This window comes from Pseudomonas sp. LTGT-11-2Z, from assembly GCF_003691445.1.
Lineage (GTDB): Bacteria > Pseudomonadota > Gammaproteobacteria > Pseudomonadales > Pseudomonadaceae > Aquipseudomonas > Aquipseudomonas monteilii.
Genome location: NZ_CP033104.1, coordinates 3,105,112 through 3,131,017 on the forward strand (window position 1 = coordinate 3,105,112; position 25,906 = coordinate 3,131,017).

Annotated in this window: 29 protein-coding genes; 13 read left to right on the top strand and 16 right to left on the bottom strand. The window is 59.2% G+C overall.

The features are described from left to right. Positions 1-89 precede the first annotated feature (89 nt). Positions 90-842 (top strand): SDR family NAD(P)-dependent oxidoreductase, encoded by a 753-nt coding sequence (locus tag D8767_RS14460; RefSeq protein WP_122048335.1) that lies wholly within the window; start codon positions 90-92, stop codon positions 840-842. Positions 843-1,152: 310 nt separating this feature from the next. Here the strand turns inward: D8767_RS14460 and D8767_RS14465 are convergent. Next, a protein-coding gene (locus D8767_RS14465) for an IS3 family transposase (protein ID WP_085982910.1) occupies positions 1,153-2,315 on the bottom strand; the annotation gives its coding sequence in 2 pieces (ribosomal slippage) (positions 1,153-2,060 and positions 2,060-2,315; 1,164 coding nt in all). A gap of 733 nt (positions 2,316-3,048) precedes the next feature. Between D8767_RS14465 and D8767_RS14470 the strand changes: the two genes are divergently transcribed. The 3 genes from D8767_RS14470 (at position 3,049) to D8767_RS14480 (ending at position 6,420) form a co-directional block, all read left to right on the top strand. Next, positions 3,049-4,215 carry a hypothetical protein gene (locus D8767_RS14470; RefSeq protein ID WP_163002508.1) on the top strand — a complete coding sequence of 389 codons (1,167 nt, stop codon included), beginning with the start codon at positions 3,049-3,051 and terminating at the stop codon, positions 4,213-4,215. Positions 4,216-4,418: 203 nt separating this feature from the next. Continuing rightward, entirely contained in the window at positions 4,419-5,327 is a 909-nt protein-coding gene (locus D8767_RS14475) for a LysR family transcriptional regulator (RefSeq protein WP_208722297.1), read from the top strand. A gap of 103 nt (positions 5,328-5,430) precedes the next feature. After that, complete coding sequence (locus D8767_RS14480; RefSeq protein WP_121757668.1) at positions 5,431-6,420, top strand: zinc-dependent alcohol dehydrogenase family protein; 990 nt, start codon at positions 5,431-5,433, stop codon at positions 6,418-6,420. 304 nt (positions 6,421-6,724) lie between these two features. On the opposite strand, the gene D8767_RS14485 is transcribed toward D8767_RS14480, so the two are convergent. Then, on the bottom strand, positions 6,725-7,708 hold the full coding sequence (locus D8767_RS14485) for an IS5-like element IS2000 family transposase (RefSeq protein ID WP_121757667.1): 984 nt from the start codon (positions 7,706-7,708) through the stop codon (positions 6,725-6,727). A 110-nt stretch (positions 7,709-7,818) separates the two neighbouring features. On the opposite strand from D8767_RS14485, the gene D8767_RS28755 reads away from it, so the two are divergent. Beyond that, entirely contained in the window at positions 7,819-7,971 is a 153-nt protein-coding gene (locus D8767_RS28755; RefSeq protein WP_162998269.1) for a hypothetical protein, read from the top strand. An 876-nt stretch (positions 7,972-8,847) separates the two neighbouring features. Here the strand turns inward: D8767_RS28755 and D8767_RS29235 are convergent. From D8767_RS29235 to D8767_RS14495, 3 genes are all read right to left on the bottom strand, one after another. Further along, positions 8,848-9,072 (bottom strand): hypothetical protein, encoded by a 225-nt coding sequence (locus tag D8767_RS29235; RefSeq protein ID WP_231115627.1) that lies wholly within the window; start codon positions 9,070-9,072, stop codon positions 8,848-8,850. Then, positions 9,072-9,413, bottom strand: a complete 342-nt coding sequence (locus D8767_RS29240) for a hypothetical protein (RefSeq protein ID WP_231115628.1) — start codon at positions 9,411-9,413, stop codon at positions 9,072-9,074. Before D8767_RS29240 ends, D8767_RS29235 begins: the two co-directional genes overlap by 1 nt. Positions 9,414-9,860: 447 nt before the next feature. Continuing rightward, positions 9,861-10,748: a MerR family transcriptional regulator gene (locus tag D8767_RS14495; RefSeq protein ID WP_016715186.1), complete on the bottom strand. Its 888-nt coding sequence runs from the start codon at positions 10,746-10,748 to the stop codon at positions 9,861-9,863. A 153-nt stretch (positions 10,749-10,901) separates the two neighbouring features. On the opposite strand from D8767_RS14495, the gene D8767_RS14500 reads away from it, so the two are divergent. The 7 genes from D8767_RS14500 to D8767_RS14530 all read left to right on the top strand — a co-directional run bounded on the left by D8767_RS14500 (position 10,902) and on the right by D8767_RS14530 (position 16,185). Further along, positions 10,902-11,348, top strand: a complete 447-nt coding sequence (locus tag D8767_RS14500; protein ID WP_016715187.1) for a PAS domain-containing protein — start codon at positions 10,902-10,904, stop codon at positions 11,346-11,348. A 102-nt stretch (positions 11,349-11,450) separates the two neighbouring features. Next, positions 11,451-11,651, top strand: coding sequence for a nuclear transport factor 2 family protein (locus D8767_RS14505; RefSeq protein ID WP_028699217.1), 201 nt, complete (start codon positions 11,451-11,453; stop codon positions 11,649-11,651). Beyond that, positions 11,648-12,400 carry an SDR family oxidoreductase gene (locus tag D8767_RS14510; protein ID WP_016715189.1) on the top strand — a complete coding sequence of 251 codons (753 nt, stop codon included), beginning with the start codon at positions 11,648-11,650 and terminating at the stop codon, positions 12,398-12,400. Before D8767_RS14505 ends, D8767_RS14510 begins: the two co-directional genes overlap by 4 nt. A 6-nt stretch (positions 12,401-12,406) precedes the next feature. After that, positions 12,407-13,654, top strand: a complete 1,248-nt coding sequence (locus D8767_RS14515) for an NAD(P)/FAD-dependent oxidoreductase (protein WP_016715190.1) — start codon at positions 12,407-12,409, stop codon at positions 13,652-13,654. Continuing rightward, positions 13,651-14,460 (top strand): DUF1365 domain-containing protein, encoded by an 810-nt coding sequence (locus D8767_RS14520; RefSeq protein ID WP_016715191.1) that lies wholly within the window; start codon positions 13,651-13,653, stop codon positions 14,458-14,460. The genes D8767_RS14515 and D8767_RS14520 overlap by 4 nt, the downstream gene beginning before the upstream one ends. Further along, a complete protein-coding gene (locus tag D8767_RS14525) occupies positions 14,435-15,697 on the top strand; it encodes a cyclopropane-fatty-acyl-phospholipid synthase family protein (protein ID WP_016715192.1) in 1,263 nt (420 codons plus the stop codon). The genes D8767_RS14520 and D8767_RS14525 overlap by 26 nt, the downstream gene beginning before the upstream one ends. Then, positions 15,697-16,185 (top strand): DUF2878 domain-containing protein, encoded by a 489-nt coding sequence (locus D8767_RS14530; RefSeq protein ID WP_016715193.1) that lies wholly within the window; start codon positions 15,697-15,699, stop codon positions 16,183-16,185. Before D8767_RS14525 ends, D8767_RS14530 begins: the two co-directional genes overlap by 1 nt. On the opposite strand, the gene D8767_RS14535 is transcribed toward D8767_RS14530, so the two are convergent. The 5 genes from D8767_RS14535 to D8767_RS14555 are packed head-to-tail and all read right to left on the bottom strand — an operon-like array spanning position 16,123 to position 19,213. Next, positions 16,123-16,305: a DUF2256 domain-containing protein gene (locus tag D8767_RS14535; RefSeq protein WP_080578134.1), complete on the bottom strand. Its 183-nt coding sequence runs from the start codon at positions 16,303-16,305 to the stop codon at positions 16,123-16,125. The genes D8767_RS14530 and D8767_RS14535 overlap by 63 nt on opposite strands. Then, positions 16,302-17,828 (bottom strand): cryptochrome/photolyase family protein, encoded by a 1,527-nt coding sequence (locus D8767_RS14540; protein WP_016715194.1) that lies wholly within the window; start codon positions 17,826-17,828, stop codon positions 16,302-16,304. The genes D8767_RS14535 and D8767_RS14540 overlap by 4 nt, the downstream gene beginning before the upstream one ends. Positions 17,829-17,835: 7 nt before the next feature. Further along, entirely contained in the window at positions 17,836-18,141 is a 306-nt protein-coding gene (locus D8767_RS14545; RefSeq protein WP_016486281.1) for a DUF6482 family protein, read from the bottom strand. Further along, complete coding sequence (locus D8767_RS14550; RefSeq protein WP_016715195.1) at positions 18,138-18,674, bottom strand: DUF3833 domain-containing protein; 537 nt, start codon at positions 18,672-18,674, stop codon at positions 18,138-18,140. The genes D8767_RS14545 and D8767_RS14550 overlap by 4 nt, the downstream gene beginning before the upstream one ends. A 2-nt stretch (positions 18,675-18,676) precedes the next feature. After that, the gene (locus tag D8767_RS14555; RefSeq protein WP_016715196.1) at positions 18,677-19,213 is read right to left on the bottom strand and encodes a chalcone isomerase family protein; all 537 of its coding nucleotides are present in this window, start codon (positions 19,211-19,213) and stop codon (positions 18,677-18,679) included. A gap of 568 nt (positions 19,214-19,781) precedes the next feature. Between D8767_RS14555 and chrA the strand changes: the two genes are divergently transcribed. Further along, positions 19,782-20,999, top strand: coding sequence for a chromate efflux transporter (gene chrA / locus D8767_RS14565; protein ID WP_016715197.1), 1,218 nt, complete (start codon positions 19,782-19,784; stop codon positions 20,997-20,999). Positions 21,000-21,065: 66 nt separating this feature from the next. On the opposite strand, the gene D8767_RS14570 is transcribed toward chrA, so the two are convergent. The 6 genes from D8767_RS14570 to D8767_RS14595 form a co-directional block, all read right to left on the bottom strand. Further along, positions 21,066-21,608 (bottom strand): cytochrome b, encoded by a 543-nt coding sequence (locus D8767_RS14570; protein WP_016715198.1) that lies wholly within the window; start codon positions 21,606-21,608, stop codon positions 21,066-21,068. Positions 21,609-21,768: 160 nt separating this feature from the next. Then, positions 21,769-23,133, bottom strand: a complete 1,365-nt coding sequence (locus tag D8767_RS14575) for a sensor histidine kinase (protein ID WP_029380340.1) — start codon at positions 23,131-23,133, stop codon at positions 21,769-21,771. Continuing rightward, on the bottom strand, positions 23,130-23,792 hold the full coding sequence (locus tag D8767_RS14580; protein ID WP_016715200.1) for a response regulator: 663 nt from the start codon (positions 23,790-23,792) through the stop codon (positions 23,130-23,132). Before D8767_RS14580 ends, D8767_RS14575 begins: the two co-directional genes overlap by 4 nt. Positions 23,793-23,794: 2 nt before the next feature. Beyond that, positions 23,795-24,436, bottom strand: coding sequence for a tetratricopeptide repeat protein (locus D8767_RS14585; protein WP_016715201.1), 642 nt, complete (start codon positions 24,434-24,436; stop codon positions 23,795-23,797). Then, entirely contained in the window at positions 24,433-25,239 is an 807-nt protein-coding gene (locus tag D8767_RS14590; protein ID WP_016715202.1) for an SDR family oxidoreductase, read from the bottom strand. Before D8767_RS14590 ends, D8767_RS14585 begins: the two co-directional genes overlap by 4 nt. Continuing rightward, a complete protein-coding gene (locus D8767_RS14595) occupies positions 25,226-25,906 on the bottom strand; it encodes a TenA family transcriptional regulator (protein WP_016715203.1) in 681 nt (226 codons plus the stop codon). The genes D8767_RS14590 and D8767_RS14595 overlap by 14 nt, the downstream gene beginning before the upstream one ends.

The window sequence follows — 25,906 nt, forward strand, 5'->3', positions numbered from 1 at the left end:
GATGGCTTTCAAATGATTCTATTTTGAAAGCCATCCACAGTCGATACGCTTCTCCCACACCTAATCAAAACCCCAACGGGAGAAACATCATGAGCAAGAAACTCGAAGGCAAAATCGCACTGGTCACTGGCGGCACCACCGGCATTGGCCTGGCCACCGCTAAACGCTTTGCTGAAGAGGGCGCCCACGTTTACATCACCGGCCGCCGCCAGGCTGAATTGGACAAGGCGGTGGAGCTGGTGGGCAACGCCACCGGTATTGCCGTCGACTCCACGAAGCTCGAACAGCTCGATGCGCTGTACGCCCACATCAAGCAAAACCATGGGCGACTGGACGTGCTGTTCGCCAACGCTGGCGGCGGTTCCATGCTGCCTTTGGGTGAGATCACCGAGGCTCACTACGACGATACTTTCGACCGGAATGTTAAAGGCGTGCTGTTTACTGTGCAGAAGGCTTTGCCGTTGCTGGCGCAGAACGCCTCGATCATCCTCACAGGCTCCACCGCTGGCAGTTCAGGTACTGCAGCGTTCAGCGTTTACTCAGCCTCCAAGGCTGCTGTACGCGCCTTTGCCCGCAGCTGGATTCTGGATCTGAAGGATCGCGCAGTCAGGGTCAACACCCTCAGCCCAGGTGCGACCCGTACCCCTGGCCTGGTCGACTTGGCTGGCCCAGATGCAGAACAGCAACAAGGCCTGCTCGACTACTTGGCTTCGCAAGTACCATTGGGGCGAGTCGGAGAGCCCATCGAGATTGCCAACGCCGCAGTGTTCCTCGCAAGCGATGACTCAAGCTTCGTAAACGGAGCTGAACTGTTCGTAGACGGGGGGCAGGCACAGATCTGATGCTTATGATTTGCGAGAGGAAGGGGGATAGCCCCCTTCCTTGCCGCACTCAATCTCGAGCACAGCGTTTCAGTCCCCGACGCAGCAGGTCAGCTTTGACCTTTTCGTCGATCAGCTCGTGGGGAGGGTTTTCTGCCACGAGGTGCTTCTGATCAAAAATGTCCGGAAAAAATTCTTTGGCCAATTCAACTGGCACAGCTGCACTTGAGTGCCAACCCGTAAGCCATGCAATAAGTTCCTGGGCATCGCTAAGAAGGTAGAGCGGTTGAGGGTTGCGCGCACGAAACGCTTCTATCCGAGACTGTAGTGGTCAACTAATCCCGGACACCGGATTAAGTTTTTCCTCGGCAATCGCCGGAGGTAACCCACCGTTGAACTGATGCGGTCGCTCCCAGTTGTAGCGCTGCATCAGAAACCTGCCGATGTCCTGCTGTGCCTGCGCAGCACTCATGTAGCCCACACTTGGCACCCACTCCGTTTTCAGGCTGCGGAACAAACGCTCCATAGGCGCATTGTCCAGGCAATTACCTCTGCGGCTCATGCTTTGCTTGAAGCGGTAACGCCACAACCGCTGACGAAAAGCTCGGCTGCCATACTGGCTGCCCTGATCACTGTGAAACAGTACATTCTGCGGCCGCCCGCGGTGCTCGTACGCCATGTCCAGCGCCTTGATGACCAATTCGCTGTCCGGTTTGGGTGAAAACGCCCAACCCACCATGCGACGTGCAAAAAGGTCGATAACTGCCGCCACATAGTGCCACTGGCCTTGAGCCCACACATACGTGATGTCGCCGCACCATACTTGATTCGGTGCCGTAACATCGAATGCGCGCTCCAGCACGTTCGGGATGTCAGGGCGCTCTACTGTGGCCTTCTTGTAGGCATGTGAACCCGGTTGCTTACTGATCAGCTTCATTTCGCGCATCAACTTGCGCACCTTGAAGCGGCCGATCTGAATGCCTTCTTGGCGCATCATGCACATGATGGTTCGACTACCTGCGGCACTACGGCTCTGTGTAAATAGCTCGTTAACCCGAACGCGCAGTGCCAGTCGCGCAACGTCCGGAGATCGCCGTTTATGGCAATGCGCGTAGTAACACGAGCGAGTGACTTCAAACACCGAGCAGAGTAATTCGACAGGCTCCTCGCGGCGGAGCTGATCAATCAACGCGAGCGCTCGTGTTCCTCGGCCATCAAGAGCGCGGTAGCCTTTTTTAAAATCGATTTCTCCCGTTCCAGCCGGTTGATCCGAGCTTCCAACTCTTGGATCTTCTGCTGCTCGGGGGTCAGCGCCTTGCTCGTTGGCGTAGCACCGCCACGTTCTGACTGGAGTTGATTCACCCAGCGGCGCAGCGCCGATTCAACCAAGTCGAGCGACCGGGCGGCTTCAGTAAGGCTATAGCCCTGGTCGAGCACCAGGCCGGCTGCCTCGCGCTTGAATTCGGGGGTGAAAGTACGTCGTTGTCTGCTCATCGAACACCTCTGTGTGGCGACCATTTTCGCCTAAAAAGGTGTCCGGGGTTAGTAGACCACTACAAGACCTACCAAACCCAGTCCTCGCCTCACGGACTTCATCGCCTCGCTCATCCCATCCAATCCAGTAAGAATCGAAACCTACATCGTCATCATCATCGGCGACCATTCGGACATGGCTAGCCTGCGGATGTGGAAGCCGAGCGGCACAGATTTTTCGCATGAGCGCGTCGTAGATGCGAGCGGCTCTGTCTGCCGGTGCTTTCTCGAGGTTTGTTTTGAAATGATGGTAGTGGGCGAATCCTAGCAGCTTCGCTTTGAACTCAAGGGTTTGGGCGTGAGTGAGGTGCTGCGGGACATCGGCAACCTCCATTGATTTGAAGGCGCTGAGAATGAATTCGGTCGTAAACATGGTCGCATGACTCCACTGTCATGGCCTTGATAGCGCATACGCACTTCGCTGAACATGCTGCTTGCTGAGCCGGCCACAGGGAGTTATGTGGTAAGCGAAGAACCGAGATTTCCCACGCAGCAGGGAGGTTCACGGCACACCCTGCAGATTAAATTAGCAAAGTGTTCTTCACCCATGCAAGCCCTCTAGGTCGCTGCTCAATGCTTCCCAAGCTGAGCATGAGCTGAATGTCAGCGTCCATGGCCTAGCTCAGAACACCCTGGAGGCAAGGAGCTAACCTTGGCAGAGCAAATATTGGAGAAACTGGTTGGAGACGGCTAGATGCACAAGACGGTTTCTTTCCCGGCCCAAGAGCTTTTCGAAAAGGTTTGGTCGACGCCTGTCCTGACGCTTGCACGAGAAATAGGTGTCTCAGACGTGGCGCTGGGTAAAGCCTGCAGGAAGGCGGGTATCGCTGTCCCTCGTCGCGGCCATTGGGCAAAACCAGCAACGAAACGACCGAAAAAACCTGCTCCACCAACCTCTAACGAGCTGGTGTCATTTCGTGTGCTAGACCGCACCTTGTTCCCTGAAAAACTGGCGTCCGTAACCGACGAAATACCTCCGCCACCCAAAGTCACGATCCCTGACAGTCTTGTCGATCCACATCCACTCGTAGACCGCTGGCGGAAGAAGGCACAGAAAACCAAAGCGATTGAAGGAAGGCTGGCGCTCCAGCAAGCCAACGTGCTGAACACCAGGATTTCGCCAACACTCATTGATCGCGCCGCGATCCTCCTGGACACGTTGATCAAGCACACCGAGACCAGTGGCTGTAGGTGGGCCGTATCCAAACAGCAGACGACGGTGACCTTCGACGGAGAAACGGTCTACGTAACACTGCGAGAAAGGTTGCTGAAGCAAGAGCTGCCACCGCCGCCACCAGACCCAAAGCCGAAAAAAGTCTGGACTCTAGACCTCTCACGCATGGGGATGCCGAGGTATGAGTTTCTCTCTACTGGAGAGCTGACCTTGATTCTCAGGGAAAGCCCAGACTACGGGCCGCAGAAAACATTTTCCGACGCGAAAACAGGAAGAATTGAGGACAAAATCCACCTCTTCATCCCAGGCTTAGAGGCTCTCACCCAGAGAATCAAGGTATCTCGCCAAGAATTGGAGGAGAAAAGGCGCCGCGACGAGGAGGAGGAACTCATACGCAAGGCTCACGCGATCAAGTCGGAGCAACAACGGCGCCTGCGAAAGCGCTTGGTGCGCAACCTCGAGCACTGGGAAAAAGCCAAAAGGCTGCGGTCGTTTGTCGACGCGGTGGTCAGAGACTGCCAGGCAGAAGCTGACCAAGTCGAAGCATGGGCGGAATGGGCGCGCCAGCAAGCCGCGCTCTTAGACCCATCAACATCGCCCGCCACCATTTCTCTCTACTGTCAGATTGAAAGCTATTTCACTGGATACAGGATTGCGAAAGACGAGGACGATTGGTGGGAACGCTAGAAGACGGTTAGTCCAACCTATACGCTCTAGCGCTACGGCAACCCCTCAAAAGTTCCAGAAAGCCGCTGCCCAGCAGGTGGATGCCATCCTGTCTGTGGCGATCGCCCATCTTCCCAATCTGGCGACAACGGCATTTCACGCTTCAGACTGTGATTGAATGGTAGGCGACTGCTTAACTGAGCAGCATCTACCTGGAGCTATGAATGGATGTGCTGAATGCGATGCAAGTGTTCGTGAGTGTTGTGGAGACGGGTAGTTTTACCAACGCTGCACAGTCACTTCACATGCACCGGCCAGCGGTGTCAAAGACGATCCAGCTCCTTGAGCAGCGACTTGATGGACGACTGCTCAACAGGTCTACACGCAGTCTCAGCATGACCCCAGAAGGTGAGGCGTTTTACCATCGGTGCAAGGCCATCCTCGACAATGTCGGTCAGGCGATGTCTTCGCTGAGCGATCGTCCAGAGCGATTGATCGGGAAGCTGCGGGTTGACTTGCCGGTGTCGGTGGGCCACCTGCTCATCATTCCGTCACTGATGGAGTTCCAGCAACGCTATCCTGGGATCGAATTGACGCTGGGTACCAGTGACAAGCCGATCGACTTGATCAGCGAAGGCGTCGATTGCGTAGTGAGGCTTGGCGCCTTGGAAGATTCCAGCCTGATTGCAAGCGGAATTGGATACCTACCCATGGTGACGTGCGCATCTCCAGCCTACCTCGCTCGACATGGGGTGCCCCAGTGCATTGGCGATCTGAGCGAACACCTCGCGGTGAACTATTTCTCAGGCAGCAATCCTCGCACGCTGGAATGGTTGTTTCTTCAGGGCGATGGAATCCAGACAGTACGGGTCAAGTCAGCAATCAACGTGAATGAAACTCAGGGTTTTGTCGCATCAGCCTTGGCGGGTTTCGGGCTGATCCAAGGCCCAGCGCTCAATGTTCAGGCTCATCTTGATTCCGGCGCGCTGGTGCAAGTGATGCAGCATTGTCCAGTACCTTCAAAGCGTGTTTCGATTCTGTACCCCCACCGCGAGCTGATGCCCCCAGCGGTCGAGGCCTTCGTAGCATGGTTGCGGTCGCTAATGGCTGAAAAGGGCTTGACCCAGCCTTGATTGGTAATTTCAGGGATACCAGTCTGTAACTCGTGCGTGTCTTTTTCTTCGGCTTGCAGCTCAGTAATTTTGCCCTTTGAGCATTCTCAAGAGGAACAAAGACATGTCAAAGGTTGTTCGATTCCACCGTTTGGGTGGCCCTGAGGTTCTTCAGATTGATGAGCTTGATGTCAGGGCTCCTGGCCCAGGTGAGGTGAAGATCAAGGTCAAGGCGCTTGGGCTCAATCGCGCGGAAGCGATGTACCGCTCCGGCCAGTACACCTTTACTCCTGACATGCCCGCGGCCCTGGGCTATGAGGCAGCAGGTACGATTGAATCGGTCGGAGAGGGCGTGAGCGAGTTTGCCGTCGGTGATGAAGTGAATGTGATCCCGGCCTTCTCATTTGCGGATTACGGCATGTACGGCGAAACCATTGTCGCGCCGGCGCATGCCTTGGTGAAGCAGCCAGCAGGGCTGTCTTCAGTAGAAGCTGCTGCTACCTGGATGAAGTACGTCACCGCTTATGGCGCGTTGGTGGACATCGGCCAGTTGCAGAAAGGTGAGGTTGTGCTGATCCGGGCTGCGTCGAGCAGTGTTGGGCTGGCAGCTATTCAGATCGCCAATTCCCTGGGCGCCATTCCGGTAGCTTTGACCCGCACCTCGGAGAAGCGCCAGGCTCTTGTGGACGCAGGGGCAGTGCACGTGATTGCCACCGCTGAAGAGGATCTGGTCGCCGCCGTAGCTCGCATCACAGACGGGAAGGGTGCACGCATGGCCTTTGACCCCGTGGGTGGCCCTGAGGTGGGAAACATCCTGCGGTCGCTGTCTTTTCTCGGGATTTTCTTCCAGTACGGCGCACTAGAGACGTCTGACATCAGCGTGCCAGTGATGGAGCTGCTCGGCAAAGACTTGACTATCCGCGGTTACCAGCTTTTCGAGGTTACCCAGGATGAGGCGCGGCTGAACAGGGCCAAGGCGTTCATCATCGAGGGCCTTGAGAATGGCAGCTTGCGTCCGATTGTTGGCAAGGTGTTCAAGTTCGATGAGATCGTGGAAGCGCACCGCTACATGGAATCTAACAGCCAGGTAGGCAAGATCGTTGTAGAGCTCTAAATCGATCATGGCCCGGGTGGATGCAATGTCTGCCCGGACATAGCAGAAGCGGCTCGTGTATGTGGGTAGTCAGCGGCGGGGGTGTGTTGCTGGACAGGTGTCCTATCGGCCTCTCCGTTACTAGGCATGCGACGCCGTAGTAGGATTGCGGTATCTCGTCGACGACCATACGCCTTATGAGCACCTAGGGAAACTCCGAGCAAGTTGCCCATCAGCCGGAAATGGACGGCTTGGGGATGCCGAAAAACCCGATTTTCAGCCGCTGATTATTGGATAACCAAGGCAAAGCCTTGGTTATCTGGACTCACGGGCGCACCTCTCCCGCAGCAGGCAATAATTGCCGGCGCACCATCCACAGATTCGACAGGGCAAACAGCGTGGTCAGTTGCGCCGTGTTCTTGGCCAAGCCGCGAAAACGAGTCTTTACATAGCCGAACTGGCGTTTGATCACCCGGAACGGGTGCTCCACCTTCGCACGCACTTGCGCCTTGGCCTTTTCGATCTTGCGCTTGGTTTGGTAGAGCACGCTGCGTTTGTTCAAGTGTTTGTAGGTGCTGCGGCGGGCAGCGACCTGCCATATCACCTGCCGTCCCTCGTGTTCTGGCCGCTTTTCCACGCCTGTGTAACCCGCATCCGCACACACGACATTCTCGTCGCCATGCAATAGCTGAGCGACCTCCGTCACGTCAGCTACGTTCGCGGCGGTGCCATGAACGTGATGCACCAGACCCGATTCAGCATCCGCGCCGATGTGGGCCTTCATGCCGAAATAGTACTGGTTGCCCTTCTTCGTTTGATGCATTTCAGGATCGCGCTTGCCTTCCTTGTTCTTGGTCGAACTGGGCGCGTGGATGATGGTCGCGTCGACAATGGTGCCCTGGCGCAACGACAGGCCCTTGTCTTGCAGGTAATTGTTGATGGTTTCCAGAATGCCGGCTGCCAACTGATGCTTCTCCAGCAGGTGCCGGAAGTTCATGATCGTCGTGTCTTCGGGGATCGGAGCGCTGAGCGTCAGACGAGCGAACTGGCGCATCGAAGTGATCTCGTACAGCGCCTCTTCCATGGCGGGATCGCTCAAAGAGAACCAATTCTGCAGCAGGTGAATGCGCAGCATGGTTTCCAGAGGATAAGGCTTGCGGCCACCGCCAGCCTTTGGGTAGTGAGGCTCGATCAACGCCACCAGTCCACTCCACGGAACCACCTGCTCCATCTCGGCCAGGAAACGCTCGCGACGGGTTTGCTTGCGCTTGCCGGCGTACTCGAAATCGGAAAAGCTCATCTGACTCATGGGATGGCGGACTTGTAGAAGGCAGTTGGACGGAGGGCTATTTCAGCACAGGTCAGACGGCCTGTGCTGACTTGATCGGAGAATCCCTAGAGTACGAGAGGTGACCCTGCATGAAACCATCCTACGCCATCCATGGGAAAACCAAGGAGATCAAGCAAGCTGTCGAGTCCTACGGTTTCGTGGCCGTCCGGATATTCGGCTCCGTTTGCCGCGGTGAAGACAGAGAGGGCAGCGACCTCGACCATTTTCCATGGCAGCATTGACAGGGACAGCCCTTTGCATTACAGGCAAGTGCGAATTTAATTATCTAAATATTGCCAGGCGCTTTTTGAAAGTCCCTCGCCCAATAATTCGTAGATTGACGCATCAAGAGAGGCGCATCAAAACCTTTAAAGAGTATGCGCCCAGGAAAGTCGCATCGATACTTAGATAGAGCTGTAAGCCGTGCTTTCCGGAAGGGAGCGGATAAAAGATGAAAACACGCTTCAGAAAAGTCGCACGTTATTTTACGTACACGCCTTTATCTCAATGACGAAATTGAGTCGTCCGGACTGTCTCGACCAACCCCTCGATCAGTGCAAATCCCATCAAAACTGGGGCTTGCAAGACAAATGCTCATTGAGCAGCGTAGTGAACAATTTGAGAAATATCTGTCGCTTTGTGTAGGAGCGGCGCATCAAAGCCTTCAAAAAAACGCCTTATGAAAGACGCATCATTTTTTCGAATGCGCGCTATGTGGTTGTATTTATTAGCTTTTTATCTCAAGTCCGCGAGGTCATTCCTACAGAAGCAGTCGCACCATTCTTCGCTAGAATTCCAACATGACCCGTGTGAGAGGCTCGTGGGAAACTGAATAAAATCAATGACTTGAGACATTCATTCTTTCTCTCAGGGTCGCATCAAATCGTGAAGTGCAAGCAGGGTCTGTGGTAAGGAATAATCGTGCAGCCCATTGGGATCGAGGGCTCCAGCCATGGCTAGTGGCTTAGTCGCATTAATTAGCGATTGGTGCACCGGATTTTAGGTGCAACCGACAGTATGAACATCTCTGACAGAGCACATGATTTAACATAATATGCATTATGAGACACCTTGGATGGAGCTACCAGGGCCAAGAGTAGACAGATTTGAAGCCAGGCTCACGAAGGTTCAGGCTCATTTCCCGCTTTGGACTGGAAATCGGCCGGCGTCATCCCATGGCACACAATGAACACATCGCGGCAGCCTTGCTCGCGGTACCACATCACAACGCGCTCAATCATCTGACCCAAAATGTAGATCAGCATGTCGTCATAACCGCCTGGCGAGCTTGCTTCGTACGGATAGCGAGCGTTTGTGAAGACGTTAAGATAACGCTCGATCATTATTCCTCCTGGTCGAATAGAAGTCGCGACCGGACATTTGCAGGCACTGCGTAAAAAAGCCTGAGTAGATCGTGCTTATCTAGCTTCGGCGCAGCACGACCAGAACGCTTAAGTTCAAGGTGAGCTGCCTTGATCATGCTTGCTTCCAGATCGTAAGTCTCATGAATCTTGCCGTGGGTCCCGTTTGGACGGGCAACGAAGCTTTTGAGCAGGATTTCCATGCCAATTGCCGCATTTAGTTGGGAAATTGCCATCATGTCGTGACCAGTAAGTAGGTGCTTTGCAGCCTCGCAATAGCGGTACGCGCTCTCAACCATCCAGGGTGTCAGATGCGGTTGCATCGAGATTTTCCAAAGAGCAGCGGTCCAGGAATTGAGCTTTCCCTGGTTCAGCAGATGAGCTACCCTGCCCTTATAATATTCGATTAAGGAATAACTAAACTAAATATTCATTTAGTGTAGTTATAGTTGTGGTTTGTCAAGAAAGTAACCTTTGCACTTCCCTCAATATCCGATAACTCCCAGCCCCGGATATTGCAAGCCCCCTACGCCGGTAATGAAGCCACCTTCAACTCCTACCGCACGCAGGTCGAGCGTTTGCTGCTCTGGTCAAGGCGTCTATAAGCAGCGCAACACCCAAGAAGTGGACGGCCGCGCCCTCACCCACCTGCAATGGGACTATGTGATCGAGACGGCGGAAGCGTTGGCCGAGGAAGATCTGGTGCCCGGTCGTCGGATTGGCGACAGTGGCGAGGTTCAGACATGACGGTAAAGGGGCAAGCCCTTCGGTCAAACGTCAAGAGCACCGCTGTGCAAGGCATTCAGCATGCGCGCGGCGTCAGCGCCTCCCTCGTCCAGCAGGCATAGCGGAATTCCGTTCAAGGTGGGTTGCGAATCGGCCAGCCCCTCGCCTATCAAGGCCAGCGGGCACGCAATTTCCATCTGCAACGACCGCAAGCGCTTAGCCAAGGTTGGGCTCACCGGCGCCTTGACTTTTATCACCAGTGCCGCAGGCTGCATGGCCGCACACACGATGGGGAGCTCTTCAAGTGGCTGCCCGCAACCGAGCACGTCGATACGCTGTAGCTCGCTGCTCAAGAGTAGCCCGGCGCACAACACACTGAGTTCGGCTTGCCCCTCGCTACCGGCTAGCAAAACCTGCGGCGCATCGACCTGGTTCACCTGCAGACGCAACAGCAAGCGGGCGCGCAGGAACGTGTCGAGAAACACCCACTGGCTACGCTGGCCTGGCGCTTTGCCTGAAGCCAGGTCATGCCAAACCGGCATCAGCACTTCACGCAGCACGGTGGCCTTCGGCAAGAGAGTGAACAACTGACCATGGATCCCCTCCAGTGCCGGCCCATCGAATGCCTTGGTTGCGCGCACCACGGCCGCGCGCCAATCGTCAAAGGCCGAATGCTGCTGCGCAGACGCCTCAGACTGCGCCGCGAGCAGATCGCCGACCTTGCTGACGGACAGGCCGTTTGCCGTCCAGCGCAAGATGTCGCGTATGCGCTGGACATCCCCCACCGTGTACAGGCGATGGCCGCCCTCGGTGCGCTGCGGACGTAGCAAACCATGGCGCCGCTCCCAGGCACGCAGGGTCACCGGGTTGATGCCGGTCATGCTGACGACATCGCGCATAGGTAGCAAATTGGGTGGGGTGGCGTCAGTCATAACGAGGGAATATCCGAGTGGTAAACCATTCTAAACCCATATGCACCTTCTGCGGCGAGCCTCCTTGGTTCATCATGCAACAAACGGCGCCGAAACCTTCTGCACAGAAGCTACGCTGCGCATATCGCATACGAACCGCTGTAGGTGGGCCCTATGATCAACGCAAAACTCCTGCAACTGATGGTCGAGCATTCGAACGATGGTATCGTCGTCGCCGAGCAGGAAGGTACTGACAGTATCCTTATCTACGTCAACCCCGCCTTCGAGCGCCTGACTGGCTATTGCGCCGACGATATCCTCTATCAGGACTGCCGTTTTCTTCAGGGCGAGGCTCATGACCAGGAGGGCCTGGCAACCATACGCGATGCGATCCGCGAAGGCCGCCCCTGCCGCCAGGTGCTGCGTAACTACCGCAAGGACGGGAGCCTGTTCTGGAATGAGTTGTCCATCACGCCGGTGTACAACGATGCGGACCAGCTGACGTACTACATTGGTATTCAGCGCGACGTCACAGCGCAGATATGCGCCGAGGAGAAAGTACGCGAGCTTGAGGCTGAAGTGGCTGAATTGCGCTGGCAACTGGGACAGATCGAGCAATGACAAAAATCTATACAAAGTCGTCTTCTTGTATAGATTAATGCTTGGTTTTCAGCTATATCTGTACAATCAACAGATTTTGTACAGGATTGCCTGGAGGCCAGTATGTCAACGTACCTACAGCAATTCGTCGAGCGCTTCACCAGCCTCGATGGGGCTAACCTCGACACGCTGGAAAAACTGTACTGCGAAGATGTCACCTTTCGCGACCCTCTTCATCACATACAAGGGCTGCATGCCCTGCTTTATGAACACCTCCCCCTCATGGGCGGTGCAATCCGCTGGCTCAAAGGCAGGCTGGCATGAGCCGCTGCTGGTTGACCGGCGCAAGCAGCGGTATCGGTGCCGCACTCGCACACATCCTACTGGAGCAAGGCCACCAGGTTGCCTTGGGCGGGCGCCATGCCGATCGACTTGCTCCTCTGGCCCAAAAGTTTCCCGGGCAGGTAATACTGGCCATTGGCGATCTTGACAAGCCGGAGCAGGTCGCCGGGATCGCCGCTCAGATCGAGAACGCCTGGGGAGGACTGGACATGGCCATTCTCAATGCCGGCACCTGCGAATACCTGGAGCCGGGGCATTTCGATCCAGCGTTGGTCGAGCGTGTAATGCGCACAAACCTGCTGGGTGTCAGCTACTGCATGGCGGCCGCACTGCCCTTGCTTCGCGCCGGCCACCGCCCTCACCTGGTGGTGATGGGCAGCTCTGTGACCTGGCTGGCCCTGCCCCGCGCCGGCGCCTACGGCGCGTCCAAAGCCGCGGTGCGCTATCTGGTGGAGTCACAGCGAATAGACCTTGCTCGCGAGGGTATTGCGGTCACCCTTGTCAGCCCTGGCTTCGTCGACACGCCACTGACCCGTCGCAACGATTTCCCCATGCCGCAGCTGTGGACTGCGCAGCGCGCAGCGCGTTATATCGCCACGCGCCTGCCCCGGCGCCCCCTGGAAATCAACTTTCCCGGCCTTTTCACCCTGGTCTTGCGCCTGTTAGGGGTGCTACCCGCGCGCCTGCGTTTGGCACTTGGCCAACGACTCGCCCGTCATGAACAGGAATGATGATCCATGCGTATCGCAATCATCGGCAGTGGCATCGCGGGGCTGACCTGCGCCCATCTGCTGTCACGCAAGCATGAAGTAACGGTTTTCGAAGCCGAGCAATGGATCGGAGGGCACACGCACACCCTCGATGTGGTCTGGCAGGGCCAGCGCTATGCAATAGATACCGGCTTCATCGTTTTCAACGACTGGACCTACCCCAACTTCATACGCTTGCTCGACCAGCTCAAGGTCACCTCGCAGCCGACTGAAATGAGTTTTTCCGTGCATGATCCGGTCATTGGCTTGGAATACAACGGTCACGATCTGAACACACTGTTTGCCCAACGCCGTAACCTGGTGTCGCCAGGTTTCTGGGGCATGATCCGTGATATTCTGCGCTTCAACCGCCAGGCGCTGGCCGACCTGGACAATCGGCGAATCGATCAAGACACCACCCTGGGCGCCTACCTTCAGACACAGCGCTACGGGCAGCGCTTCATCGACCACTACATCGTGCCGATGGGGTCTGCGATCTGGTCGATGTCCCGCGCCGATATGCTCCATTTCCCCCTTGAGTTCTTCGTCCGTTTCTGTCGCAACCACGGCTTGCTGTCGGTCAACCAGCGTCCACAGTGGCGGGTGGTTCAAGGCGGTTCACACAGCTATATCGCGCCGCTGTGCAGACCGTTTGCTGAACGCATACGCCTCAAATGCAAGGTATCCCGGGTCAGCCGCGATGACGGAGGCGTGAATCTGGTGAGCGCGGCCGGCCCCGAACGCTTCGACAATGTGGTGTTCGCCTGCCACAGCGACCAGGCTCTGGCGCTATTGGAAACCCCAACCATGCAGGAGCGCGCTGTACTCGGCGCCATCGGCTACGCCAGCAACGATGTGGTGCTGCACACCGATACCCGCCTGCTGCCACGCCGCAAGAGCGCCTGGGCCAGCTGGAACTACCGCCTGGGCGGCCCCGAGCAGGCTCCCGCCGCGCTGACCTACAACATGAACATCCTGCAAGGAATCCAGGCGCCGACAACCTTCTGCGTGAGCCTCAACCAGACCGCACTGATAGACCCGGCGCAGGTGATCGCGCGCTTTCAGTATGCCCATCCGCAGTACAGCATTGCCGCGTCCGCCGCACAGGCGTGCCAGGCACAACTGCAGGGTCAGCTTCACAGCTACTTCTGTGGCGCCTACTGGGGCAACGGCTTTCACGAGGACGGGGTGGTCAGCGCCCTGAAGGTGGCTGCACATTTCGGAGAGCAATTGTGAACAGCAGCCTTTGCCTGGGCTGGATCAGCCACCGCAGGCTGAAACCGCACCTGCATGCTTTCCGCTACCGGATCGGCATGTTCTACCTGGACTTGGACGAACAAGCCTGGTTGATGGGCCTGTCACGCTGGCTTGGGCGCTGGCGTATGGCGCCGCTGTGCTGGCGCGAGACCGACTACCTGCCAGCTCAGACCCGCCACGGCGTAACCCTGGCGCAGGCCGCACGCTTGCTGGTGTGTCAGGCCACTGGTCACATGCCCAATGGCCCGGTACGGCTGCTGACGCAACTGCGTTGCTGGGGGCTGTCGTTCAACCCGGTGAGCTTCTATTTCTGCCACGACCGCGACGACTACCTGACGGCAATCCTGATGGAGGTGCGCAACACCCCGTGGCGCGAGCGTTTTCATTACGTACTACCGGTGCAGGAAAACCTTGCCAAGCCGTTCACCGTGGCCAAGGCCTTCCATGTTTCGCCGTTCATGCCACTGGACATGGACTATCACCTGCGCTTTTTCCTGAGCGCAGACCATGTACGCATCCACATGCAGAACTGGCAGGACGGCCACAAGGTGTTCGAGGCCGACCTCGCCCTGCACCGTCAGCCACTGGATGCAACCGCGCTGCGCGGGTATGTCATGACCTTCCCATGGATGAGCCTGCGCACTGTCTCGGCCATCTACTGGCAAGCGCTACGCCTGTTACTCAAACTCACCCCCGTGCATGACCACACCACCAGCCAGAATGACCTGGCGCTGGGCCAACCTTGCGAGGACCCTGATGATGTCGAATCCCACACTGAGCGTTAGCAAGTTCGCAGGCCTTGCCCCCTTGCTTGGCGGGCTGGCACGAGGCGCAGTGCTCGCCCAACTGCGCAAGCTGCGCCACGGCCATCTGCGTCTGCTCAGCCACGGGCAGCAGTGGAGTTTCGGTGATGTCGACAGCCCGTTGCAGGCCGAGGTGGAGATCCTCGATGACGCCTCCTGGAGCCTAATCGTCGGCAATGGCTCGATCGGTGCTGGCGAGGCCTACATCCACGGCTATTGGCGAAGCCCCGACCTGGCGCTGGTGACCCGCCTTTTCGTCGCCAACCTTGAGGTGCTCGACGCGCTGGAGGGGGGGCTGGCCCGTTTCGGCCGCCCTGCCCTGCGGCTTCTGCACCGGTTCAACCGCAATAACAAACGCGGTGCACGGCGCAATATTCTGGCGCATTACGACCTGGGGAATGCTCTGTTCGAGCGGCTGCTGGACCCCACCATGATGTATTCGGCGGCCCAATTCGAACATCCCGGGCAAACACTGGAGCAAGCCCAGTTGTACAAGCTGGAGCGCATCTGCCAGAAGCTTGAACTGCACCCTGACGATCACCTGCTGGAAATTGGCAGCGGCTGGGGCAGCCTGGCGATCCACGCAGCCACCCGATACGGCTGCAGGGTCACCACCACGACGATCTCCGAGGCGCAGTACAGCCATACCCTGGCGCGCGTTCAGGCCCTCGGGCTGGAGCAGCGCGTCCAGGTACTTCGCGAAGACTACCGCGACCTTCAAGGCACCTTCGACAAACTGGTTTCGATCGAAATGATCGAAGCAGTCGGCCATCGTTACCTGCCCGTGTATTTCCGCCAGTGTGCCTCGCTACTTAAGCCCGACGGCCTGATGCTGCTGCAGGCGATCACCATCCGCGACCAGCGCTACGCCCAGGCGCGGAGCTCGGTCGACTTCATCCAGCGCTACATTTTCCCTGGTGGCGCCCTGCCTTCGCTGAGCGTATTGCTCGACACCGCCAGCCGGCATACCGCACTCAACCTCGTGCACATGGAAGACTTCGGCCGGGACTATGCCCGCACGCTGCAGCACTGGCGTGAAAACCTGCGCCAGGCGCGCACAGCACTGACGGACCTGGGCTACGACGACATGTTCCAGCGCCTGTGGGAGTTCTACCTGTGTTACTGCCAGGGCGGTTTCGAGGAGCGCACCATCGGCGTTGCGCACCTGCTGTGGGCAGCGCCACTGGCACGGCGCGCCCCATTACCTTACGGTGCCTGATGCCCGGGCGCTGGCTGGTCGCCAATGCAGTCTGGTTGCAGGCTGGCTGGTGGCTCTGCGTGCTGGGCGCAGAACGCCCCTGGCTACTGCTGCTGGTGATTGTAGGTGTGGTGGTGCACCTGCGCCTGTGTCCGGATGTTAACGCCGAGGTCAAGGCGCTGCTGCGCGTCACCTTGGCTGGGTGTGTGCTCGACAGTTCGCTGGGGGCACTGGGCATGTTCGGTTTCGACGCCTGGCCGCTGCCCCTGTGGCTGGCGCTGCTGTGGCTGGTGCTGGCCAGCGGCATGCGCCACAGCCTTGCATGGGCTGGCAGGCACTGGCAGCTCGGTGCGCTGCTGGGTGCACTAGGTGGCCCCTTAGCCTATGTAGGCGGCGCAAGGTTTGCGGATGTCGCCCTGCCGCTTGGCTCGCTGCAAACCGGCCTGCTACTGATGCCGATTTGGGCCTTGGCCCTGCCACTGCTCGCGCGCCTCGCGGCGCGGCGCTGACCGGCGGCATCGCTCGGAGCAATAGCGCACCTGCTCCCAACAGCGGGCCCAGCGCTTACGCCAGTTGAACGGCCGACCACACACCACGCAGACCTTGCTGGGCAAATGGCTCTTTTTCATAACGCCTGCTGCGCATCAAGCTGCGCCAACAGTGCCTGGCCACGCTGCCACACGGCGTCGCGGCGGCTAGCCGTCATGCCATCGAGGCTGCGATAGACCAGAGCCAAACGCGGGTTCGTCGACAGCAGGGGGCGATGGCGGATAAGAAAATGCCAGTACAGGGCATTGAACGGGCAGCCATCGTCCTCGATCACATGGTCGACCTTGTAACTGCAAGCCTTGCAATGATCTGACATGCGCTGGATGTAACGACCACTGGCGCAGTATGGCTTGGACCCCAGGTAGCCGCCGTCGGCGTGCATCACCATGCCAAGCGTGTTGGGCAGCTCGACCCAGTCGAAGGCATCCATATAGACCGCCAGGTACCACTCGCAAATCGCGGTGGGCACGATTCCGGCCAGCAAGGCGAAGTTGCCGGTCACCATCAGCCGCTGGATATGGTGCGCGTAGCCCAACCGCAGGGTCTGCCCGATGGCTTGCTCCATGCAGCGCATGCGGGTGCGCCCGGTCCAATAGAACTCAGGTAACGCTCGGTCGTTGCCCAGGTGGTTGAGCCCGGCATACTCCGGCATTCGCAGCCAGTAGATACCGCGCACATACTCGCGCCAGCCGATCAACTGGCGAATGAAGCCTTCAGCTGCATTAAGCGGTACCCGCCCCTCTCGCCAGGCCTTGTCGACCTCCTCACACAAACCTCTGACATCCAGAAGCCCGATATTGAGCGCCGCACTGATGCGCGCATGAAACAGGTACGGCTCGCCTTCGGCCATCGCGTCCTGGTAGTCGCCGAAAGCCGCCAGGCCAAAATCCAGAAAATGCTGCCACAGCTGCTGTGCCTCGGCATGGGTCACAGGGTAGTCGAAGCCGTCGATGTCTCCGTAGTGGTCGCTGAAGCGCCGACGTACCAGGGAGACCACCGCTGCCGTGATCCCGTCCTGCGCGAAATGCGCAGCGAACGGCCCACGCAACTGGCGAGGTAATGACTTACGGTTATCACCATCAAAATTCCAGGCCCCGCCTGCCGGACTGCCGTCGGGCTCCAAAAGCAGGCCGGTTCGTTTGCGCATGCCACGGTAGAAGTGCTCCATTCGCAGCTGGCGACGCTCGTGAGCCCAGCGCGCGAAGGCCTCGCGGGAGCACAGAAAACGTGTGTCGCGATGCCACACCAGCGGCAGTGCGGCGTCACGCAAAGCCTGCTCCAGCCGCCACTCCCCGCACTCAGTGAGGTGAATGTGCGTGGCGCCCAAGGCTTGTTGCCAGCGATGCAGCTCGCCAACGATGCTGCCGCTGTTGCCGTCAGCATCCAGCTCGACATAATGCACCTGCCAACCCCGCTCACGCAGGGCCTGGGCAAAGTGCCGCATGGCGCTGAAGATGAGAACGATCTTGAGCGGATGATGCGTCACGTAGCGGGCCTCACCCTCCACTTCCGCCATCAGAACAGCATCGCGGGCGGGGTCAAGGGCAGCCAGGCTCGCCAAGTCGAACGACAGCTGGTCACCCAGCACAAGGCCTAGGCGCATGGTCAGGCTACCATTGGCTGGTGAGCGTTACCGGCACGCGCAGCGGTGCAATAGGGCCGTCACGTTGTCCGCACATCTCATCATGCACCACCTGTTGTACCAGCATGCACGGCACGGGTGGCAGGTCGGCTAACAACTGCCGCAGCTCAGTAGTGGAGCGCACGCGAACGGGCTGCCCATGGGCATCGCTCAGTGTCACGGGGCCGGCGTCGGTCAAGGCGCGCAGGAGGTAGAAGCCGCCCTCCAGCGACAGCAGTTCAAGTTCCTTTGCTTCGCCGGTCGAGACCAGCTGGGTAAGCGCGATCAGGTTCATGGTGTGCCCTCTGGCAGGCGGCGGAAGAACAGGGTGATCTGGCCAATCTCAACGCCCAGCTTACTCATGCTCGAACGGTTGATCAGGGTGTCGTCATCCATGAGGTACATCCAGTCGTCCAGGTCTACCTGCCAGTGCCGCCCGTCAACCGGCAGGTCCAGCTGGTAACGCCATCGCAGCGCGTTACCCGCGACTTCGCCGCGCGCTTCGCCGATCACGTCCCCCGCGGTACCGCGCCAGCGGCCGGGGCCGTCTGGCATAAGTGTCCAGGTACGCTGCTGGCGAGTACCATCGCTGTATAGAAAATGTTCGTCGAGGATCAGCCGCTCACCTTCGCGGCGGCTGTCTATACGCACGTGGAAGCGCTTGACCACTTCACCGGAACGCTTCTGGAACATGCCCCAGGCCTGCACCGGTCGCGAGAAGAATGCAGCCAGGTCCAGTTTCGGCTGCTCCTGGGCATAGTGCTCGACACCGACATTGCCACAGCTGCCCAGAAGCAGGCAGGAGACCAGCAACAGTACTTTGTACATATTCATGTTCCTCGGTCGTTGCCAGCCAGCCCAAGCAGGCGCTGACGCAGTTGTGGGTCCCTGGCTCGGGGGTCGAGCCAGATGGCAAAGAACGCCCTTGCAAAGGCCGGGTCGGCAATTTCGCGGCTGAGTTTACCGTCGACGTAAAAGTGGCAGCCCTGCCCCGGCAGGTACAAGCCAGTAATGCGCGTGCCGGGGCGTACGTCCACGAATGCCTCTTCAATCGCATGGGCCCACGCCGTGCGTTGTTGCGACGTAATGCTGCCACCGTTGAGGCGGCGCATTTCCTCGAGACTTGCCTGTACCAAGGTGTCCCTGGACAACGAACGGTGGTAGAGAAGCTCAAGGGCGAAGGGCTGGTTCCAGTCATGAACTGGCCCTGAAGTCCATAATTGGGCTGTATACAGACGCAGACCAAACCAGGTGAACTCACCACTCCCAAGCCGTTGCGCCCCAGGCAGCTCCGCCTTCCAGCCCGCCACCGCTGAAAAGGTAGCCAGTAGCAGACAAAGGCAAGTCCAACTAGCACGGTGCGCCATACTGACCTCGAGCACGCGAAAATACTGTACAACAATAGCATCTTGTACAGATATTGTATTCCAACTGCATAGATTTTAATGCGCAGCGCCAGACCTCGGTCACGTCACTAGTGATATCACCAGGTCCGCCATATTGAGAGGCACGAATGCCACGGTCAGAGGCGCCCCACAGCGCCATGGGCGAAACGCCGAATAACAGAATGTTGACGATGAACCCAAGCAGGTAACAGCCCGACAGGAATAACAACGCGAAGCGGCCATCCTGCTCGAAGTACACGCGAGCCCTTCACGTTCGTCCTCGCTGCGGCTGGAAGACCATAGACAGGACGGTAGCGACGATAGGGAAACTGCTCATGGTGCCTCCTGCAGACCAAGACTCTGGACAGCGTAGGCGGCGAACAGCAAACTTTGCACAAATGAATACGGGTTCTGGGGGCGTGTTGCAGGATTTTCAGTGACTGTGAAACCGAGCGCCGCGCGGGCGGCGCGGGTCTACTCCCCAAAACAAGCCTCGAGGCTGGCTGATCCTCACCAAAACCTGCAGCATCACTCACCCAAGGAGCCTGCCTTGTCAGAACGCACCCACTGCGGCGTGAAGCCCAGCGACTCTGCCTGGTCGGTGTTTCTGGTGTTCTTGCGGCTGGGGCTGACGTCTTTCGGTGGCCCCATTGCGCACCTGGGTTACTTTCGTGAAGCATTTGTAGCGCGCCGCCAATGGCTCAGCGAGCGCAGTTATGCTGAGCTGGTCGCGGTGTGCCAACTGCTTCCCGGCCCCGCCAGCAGCCAGGTCGGCATCGCTCTGGGCCTGTCACGGGCGGGTTTCGCGGGCGCTGTCGCTGCGTGGGCAGGGTTCACATTGCCATCGGCCCTACTGCTGACGCTGTGTGCTCAGGGCCTGGGGGCATGGGGAGGTGGCGCCCCAAGTGGCCTGTTGCATGGGCTGAAAATCGTCGCAGTCGCCGTGGTGGCCCAGGCGGTGTGGGGCATGGCACGTAGCCTTTGCACCGATGTTGCGCGGGTAACCATCGCCCTGTTCGCTGCCTGTACCGCGCTGCTGTGGCCCAACGCGATCGGGCAGATAGCTGTGATCTCAGGCTCGGCCATCACAGGCTTGATCCTGCTCAAGCCTCCGGGCTCCCCGGCAGGGGACGAGCTGCCGTTTTCAGTCAGCCGAAAGGCCGGGCTGGCTGCGCTGATCCTGTTCTTTGCCTTGTTGGTCGGCTTGCCGCTATTGACCCGCATCTGGCCCTCACAGGCACTGGCATTGATCAACGCCTTTTATAGCGCAGGCTCGCTGGTATTCGGCGGCGGGCATGTGGTGCTACCGTTGCTTGAGTCGGCCACAGTGGCCAATGGCTGGGTCACAAATGACACCTTTCTCGCAGGTTATGGCTTGGCGCAGGCCATACCGGGCCCACTCTTCACGTTTGCAGCCTTCCTGGGTGCAGCCATGAGCGTGCAGCCCTCCGGCTGGGTGGGCGCGACGGTTGGCATTCTCGCCATTTTTACCCCCTCCTTCCTGTTGGTGATCGGTGTAGTTCCCTTCTGGAAAACACTGCGGCGCAGCGCCCGCAGCCAGTCAGCGCTTGCCGGTGTAAACGCCGGCGTGGTCGGGCTTCTGCTGGCTGCCTTGTACCAACCGGTGTGGACGAGCGCCATCTCCAAGCCAGCAGACTTGGCATGGGCGCTGATGGCCTTGATGGCCCTGATGTTCTGGAAGTGGCCTGCATGGTTGGTTGTCCTGGGCTGCGGCGTGTTCGGTTGGCTGCTGAGCGGCACCTTATAGCCGCGCAACGAAACCAACCAGGCTGAGGGCTCATTCGCCTTCAGCCTTGAAACCAGCGTTTCGGACTCACCGCCCTGGCAACATGCGCTTGAGGGTATTGTCCTTCAGCCAGTAATGATGCAACAGGCCTGCACAGGCATGCAGCCCGATCAGCCAGTAACCCGCATTCCCCAGCCACTCATGCCACCCCTTGAGCGCCCTGGCCAGCGTCGGGTCCACCGCCACGGGTGCAGGTATGGCCACACCCCAATAGGGCAGCGGCTTGCCAGCGGCCGCGAGCATCAGCCAGGCCAGCAGAGGTGTAAGGATCATCAGGGCGTACAATGCAATATGCAGCACGCTGGCCATGAAGCCCTGCCAGGCAGGCGGTGTCGGCACGATTGCAGGCCGTGGGCTGAGCCGACCAAGGAGGCGCAGCCACACCAGAGTGAAGATGCCAATACCCATCACGGCATGCACGCCCAACAGGGGGGCCTTGAGAAAGTGCCCTTTGGGCAATACCTCGCGCAATTGGACACAGGCATAAACGCCCATGAATAAAACGAGCATGCTCCAATGCATGATTATCGAAAGTTGCCCGTAACGGGCGGGGTTCGACGTGCGTGCCATATCCAGGGCCTCTTGTGACAGGGAAGTATTCGCTGCCCATCGGCGCTGAAGGCAAACCGGGCAACGTACACCACCACGTTGTCAGCCCAAGCTTAAAGAAGTCTGAAGTACCGATACGTTTTGAAACAGGTGAGGCCGTGCAGCGATTTGCTTGAGCAGCTCACTGCAAGGGAAGCGACACGATGGCAGCCAGCCCGCCAGTGGCCCTGTTTTCCAGGCGCACCTGCCCCCCCAGCCGCTCGACAATGGTGGCCACGATGGATAACCCCAGCCCTGCGCCATTGGGGCTATTGCGGCTATAGAAGCGCTCGAATACCCGCGCAAGATCCGCGTCGTCTATGCCCTGGCCTTCATCTTCGACCACCAGTTCGAAGCAAGTGGCCAGGCGCCTGAGTGATACCGTGATGCGCCCGCCAGGCGGTGAATGCTCCACCGCATTGGAAACCAGGTTCTGCAAGGCGATGCCCAACGCTCCGGCATCGATCATCAGGCCATGGTCACCTTCGCTGAGATCCAGCGAGGGCTCAAGGCCGCGATCCAGTATCCAGGGGGTGAGATCCGCCAGCACATCGGTGACCACTTCGCCCAGGTCGACACGGGTGGTGGCGCGCTGACCAAGGCGCGGCTCGACCCGGGCGAGGGTCAGCAACTGGTTGACCACCCGGGTCAGCCGGTCCACGCCGCCAATCAGAAAACCCAGGGCTTTCTGGCGCTCGGCATCGGTACTGGCGGCCTGTGCGTTCTGCGCATGCAGACGCAGGATCGCCAGCGGTGTGCGCATCTCATGGGCGGCGTCGGCAATGAAGCGATGCTCACGCCGCAGCAGATCATCGATCTGCGCCAGCAGGCGGTTGATGGCGGCTTGCATAGGCTCAAGCTCGGTCGGCAACGGCACCAGTTGCAGGGGTTCGAGGGAGTCGGCATGGCGCCCACGAATCACATCGGCCATGTTCTGCAACGGGCGCAACCCCCAGCCGATGGCCGCCCAGACCAACAGCGCCAGGCCCAGGCTGCCGAGCAGGAACGGGAAAAGGGTATGGCGTACGATGCGGTCGATCAGGTCGTAACGCACATCGTCGCGCTCACCCACCCAGATTACCCACTGTTTTTCGGGCACCGGTAATACAAAGCCGCGCCACTGTTCGCCACCACTGTCAAAATCGTAGAAGCCCGCCGCCGCAGGCGGTGCGTCGAGCGTCGGTGCACTGGGGGTGTGCACCAGCAACCGTGCTCCCTCCCCCCACACCTGGAATGCCAGCTTGCTCTCATAGGGGTGGCCCACACGGTGGCGCCCGGCCTTGCCCAGCGCCTCGTTAAATGCCTGATACAGCTTTTCGCGGTTGCCATCCCGCACCGGCAGGTTCATCACCCCCTGCAACAGCCGGGCATTCTGAGCCATGTGAGCATCGTAGACTTCATTGATCTCGCGTCGGCTGTCGTGATAGTTGTACAACGCCAACAAGCCGGTGCCGAGCAGCATCAGCGCCATCACCCGCCACAATGTGCGCTGGCGCAACGAGCTCACAGCTTGGCCTCGACCAGATAACCGATACCGCGCACCGTGCGGATCAGGCCGTTGAACAGTTTCTTGCGCAGGTGATAGATGTTCACCTCCAACGTGTTGCTCTCAGGCTCCTCGTCCCAGCCATACAGCAGCTGGGTCAACCGCTCACGGGTGAACACCTTGCCCGGTTGCGCCAGCAATTCGTGCAGCAGGCGATACTCCTTGGGCGTCAGTATCACAGGCACGCCGTTGTAGCACACCTGCTGGGTAGCAGGGTCCAGGCTTACACCGGCGTGCTCGATCAGCACCTTGGCCCGCCCGGCGCTGCGCCTGAGCAAGGCGCGCAGGCGGGCCTTGAGCTCATTGAGGTCGAAAGGTTTGACCAGGTAGTCGTCGGCACCGGCATCCAGGCCAGAGATACGGTCCTCGGTCGCATCGCGCGCGGTAAGGATCAGTACCGGCAAGCTGTTGCCCCCTGCCCTCACCCGTCGCAGCAGCTCGATGCCGTCCAACCGCGGCAGCCCGAGGTCGAGGATCACCAGGTCGAATACTTCGTGTTGCAGGGCATGCAGCCCGCTCAGGCCATCGCGCAGCCAGTCGAGGGTGTAGCCCTCTTGGCGCAACCCGTCGCAGATCCCCTCGCCCAGGGCGGTATCATCCTCAACCAGCAGCAGCCGCATGTTCAGTCCTGTTTGTCCTTGATGGCCTTGAGTAAAGCATCGATATCGCCACGCCGGCCCTGATCGGCCAGTTCGCGGCCTGGCCGTGGCGGCGCCTGGCGTGCTTTTTCCAGGGCAGCGGTGGCTTCAGCGTAGCGTTTCTGCCGGAAGAGATGATCGGCCCAGAAGTAATTGCTGTCGATACCATTGGGGTTTATTTGCAACGCCTTGCGCAACAAGGCGTCAGCTTTGTCGCTGTCGCCAAAGCCGATGGGCCAGCCGGGTACCTGGTCGTACAAGGTCCCCAGGCTGGTGTAAGCGGACCCTTGCAAGGCGGTGGGGTCCATTTCCATCGCCTGCTCCAGGCTCGCCTTGGCCGACTTGACCTTACCCAGCGCCCCCAGGCCGCCGGTGGCACCCGCCCAACTGCTGTTGATGATGCCCTCCCAGATCAAAAGTTCGGCCGAGCCCGGGTGCTGATGGACCAGCGTAGAAGCATCAGCTGCGAGTTTCTCGAACGCATCGGCGCGTTTGTCTTTGGGCGTCTGGTACTGGATCTGCGCCCAGCGCTGCTGCAAGTTAGCCAATTGTTGGCTGCCGGCCTGGTCCAGCGCCCAGGTGAGCGGTGCGAACGCAAGCAGGCTAGCGATGAACAGACGTTTCATTTGATCGACTCCTTGGAATGGCTAGCGAGGTAACGACGGATCAACGGCAACTGCTTGCGCAGTGCACGGTCGACCACGCCGGGCAACATGCCGTTGATGCGCACGAAGAGCTTTTCTGGCCAGCCCAGGTAAAGCTCGCTGCGTTCTGACTGCACGGCCTTGAGCACAGCACGGGCCACGTCTGCCGGGTCGTCCATGCCAACCTTCAGCGCCTCGTTGAGCGCCGTGGCAGCGCTGCTGTTCATTGCGGTACGGGTCGCCCGGGGTGCGGCGTACATGACATTAATCGAGGTATCGGCCAGCTCGCGGCGCAGCGCCTCCGAGAAGCCGCGCAGGGCAAACTTGCTGGCGCAGTAGGTGGCATAGCCGGGGTAGCCGATCGAGCCGTAGGTGGAGCCGACGTTGACCACCAGTGCCCTGGGTTGTGCGCGCAGCAGCGGCAGACACACACGCGTCAGTTGCAGGGCGGCTTTGAGGTTAATGTCCAGCAACTCGTTCAGCGCCAGCTCGTCGACCTGGTCGAACAGGGCAAAACGGTTCACGCCCGCGGCATTTATCAGGACGTTGACCCCGCCCATCTCCCGGGCACGGGCAAGCACCTGCTCACGCCCCTCATGGCTGCGCAGATCGGCCGACTGCCAGAGCAGCCTGTCGTGATAACGGTTCATCAAACCGGCGAGCTTGCCCATCTGCCGGCTCACCGCCAGTACCCGGGCACCGGCTGCGCACAACTGCTCGGCCAGCTCCAGGCCGATGCCTCCGCTGGCACCGGTCAGTATGACTACACACTCAGGCAAGCGCATGACGCACCTCTTGCAGGTCCGCACGCGGCAGCCCCTGGAACATGTCGGTATACAGCCGGTAAACCACTTTGGCCGCATGGATCACAGCCCGCTGGTCGTCAGCATCATCAAGGCGGTCCATCAGCTGCCGGTAGGTGACCATGTGGTCTTGGTCCAGCGCGCCATGGGAGCTCAGGTAGCTGAAGGCGCTGTCGGGCAACGCCAGCGTGCGCTGGATTGTGCCGGCGGCCTGGGTGGCCAGGGCAATGCTGGTGCCTTCGAGCACATTGACCATGCCAAACAGCCCGACCGGGTTGCCACGGGCAATCAAGTCGTAAAGGTAGGCGACCATCAGCTCGATCGGCAGCGCCGGGCGACCGTCACGCACCGCCTCCCAATCGGCACCACAGGCATTGATGTCATTGAGGATCCACTGCTCGTGGCCGTACTCCTCCTCAATGTATTCACACACGGCGCCGCGCAGCCATTCCAGGCGCGAAGGCAGGCGCGCCCCGCACGCCATCATCAGCGGCACGGTATGGCGTACATGGTGGTATGCCTGAGTCAGGAAGGCCACATAGCTGTCGATGCTGACGTGCCCCGCCAGCGCATCGCGTATAACCGGCACGGCAAATAGGGCCTGACGCTCCTGGGTGGTTTGCATTTGCAGGGTATCGAAAAAGGACAT

What these genes read in the sequence shown, in the direction of transcription:
- D8767_RS14460 (WP_122048335.1), top strand. Translation starts at nt 90, where the DNA reads ATGAGCAAGAAACTCGAAGGCAAAATCGCACTGGTCACTGGCGGCACC.
- D8767_RS14470 (WP_163002508.1), top strand. Translation starts at nt 3,049, where the DNA reads ATGCACAAGACGGTTTCTTTCCCGGCCCAAGAGCTTTTCGAAAAGGTT.
- D8767_RS14475 (WP_208722297.1), top strand. Translation starts at nt 4,419, where the DNA reads ATGGATGTGCTGAATGCGATGCAAGTGTTCGTGAGTGTTGTGGAGACG.
- D8767_RS14480 (WP_121757668.1), top strand. Translation starts at nt 5,431, where the DNA reads ATGTCAAAGGTTGTTCGATTCCACCGTTTGGGTGGCCCTGAGGTTCTT.
- D8767_RS14485 (WP_121757667.1), bottom strand. Translation starts at nt 7,708, where the DNA reads ATGAGTCAGATGAGCTTTTCCGATTTCGAGTACGCCGGCAAGCGCAAG.
- D8767_RS28755 (WP_162998269.1), top strand. Translation starts at nt 7,819, where the DNA reads ATGAAACCATCCTACGCCATCCATGGGAAAACCAAGGAGATCAAGCAA.
- D8767_RS29235 (WP_231115627.1), bottom strand. Translation starts at nt 9,072, where the DNA reads ATGATCGAGCGTTATCTTAACGTCTTCACAAACGCTCGCTATCCGTAC.
- D8767_RS29240 (WP_231115628.1), bottom strand. Translation starts at nt 9,413, where the DNA reads ATGCAACCGCATCTGACACCCTGGATGGTTGAGAGCGCGTACCGCTAT.
- D8767_RS14495 (WP_016715186.1), bottom strand. Translation starts at nt 10,748, where the DNA reads ATGACTGACGCCACCCCACCCAATTTGCTACCTATGCGCGATGTCGTC.
- D8767_RS14500 (WP_016715187.1), top strand. Translation starts at nt 10,902, where the DNA reads ATGATCAACGCAAAACTCCTGCAACTGATGGTCGAGCATTCGAACGAT.
- D8767_RS14505 (WP_028699217.1), top strand. Translation starts at nt 11,451, where the DNA reads ATGTCAACGTACCTACAGCAATTCGTCGAGCGCTTCACCAGCCTCGAT.
- D8767_RS14510 (WP_016715189.1), top strand. Translation starts at nt 11,648, where the DNA reads ATGAGCCGCTGCTGGTTGACCGGCGCAAGCAGCGGTATCGGTGCCGCA.
- D8767_RS14515 (WP_016715190.1), top strand. Translation starts at nt 12,407, where the DNA reads ATGCGTATCGCAATCATCGGCAGTGGCATCGCGGGGCTGACCTGCGCC.
- D8767_RS14525 (WP_016715192.1), top strand. Translation starts at nt 14,435, where the DNA reads ATGTCGAATCCCACACTGAGCGTTAGCAAGTTCGCAGGCCTTGCCCCC.
- D8767_RS14530 (WP_016715193.1), top strand. Translation starts at nt 15,697, where the DNA reads ATGCCCGGGCGCTGGCTGGTCGCCAATGCAGTCTGGTTGCAGGCTGGC.
- D8767_RS14535 (WP_080578134.1), bottom strand. Translation starts at nt 16,305, where the DNA reads ATGAAAAAGAGCCATTTGCCCAGCAAGGTCTGCGTGGTGTGTGGTCGG.
- D8767_RS14540 (WP_016715194.1), bottom strand. Translation starts at nt 17,828, where the DNA reads ATGCGCCTAGGCCTTGTGCTGGGTGACCAGCTGTCGTTCGACTTGGCG.
- D8767_RS14545 (WP_016486281.1), bottom strand. Translation starts at nt 18,141, where the DNA reads ATGAACCTGATCGCGCTTACCCAGCTGGTCTCGACCGGCGAAGCAAAG.
- D8767_RS14550 (WP_016715195.1), bottom strand. Translation starts at nt 18,674, where the DNA reads ATGTACAAAGTACTGTTGCTGGTCTCCTGCCTGCTTCTGGGCAGCTGT.
- D8767_RS14555 (WP_016715196.1), bottom strand. Translation starts at nt 19,213, where the DNA reads ATGGCGCACCGTGCTAGTTGGACTTGCCTTTGTCTGCTACTGGCTACC.
- D8767_RS14570 (WP_016715198.1), bottom strand. Translation starts at nt 21,608, where the DNA reads ATGGCACGCACGTCGAACCCCGCCCGTTACGGGCAACTTTCGATAATC.
- D8767_RS14580 (WP_016715200.1), bottom strand. Translation starts at nt 23,792, where the DNA reads ATGCGGCTGCTGCTGGTTGAGGATGATACCGCCCTGGGCGAGGGGATC.
- D8767_RS14585 (WP_016715201.1), bottom strand. Translation starts at nt 24,436, where the DNA reads ATGAAACGTCTGTTCATCGCTAGCCTGCTTGCGTTCGCACCGCTCACC.
- D8767_RS14590 (WP_016715202.1), bottom strand. Translation starts at nt 25,239, where the DNA reads ATGCGCTTGCCTGAGTGTGTAGTCATACTGACCGGTGCCAGCGGAGGC.
- D8767_RS14595 (WP_016715203.1), bottom strand. Translation starts at nt 25,906, where the DNA reads ATGTCCTTTTTCGATACCCTGCAAATGCAAACCACCCAGGAGCGTCAG.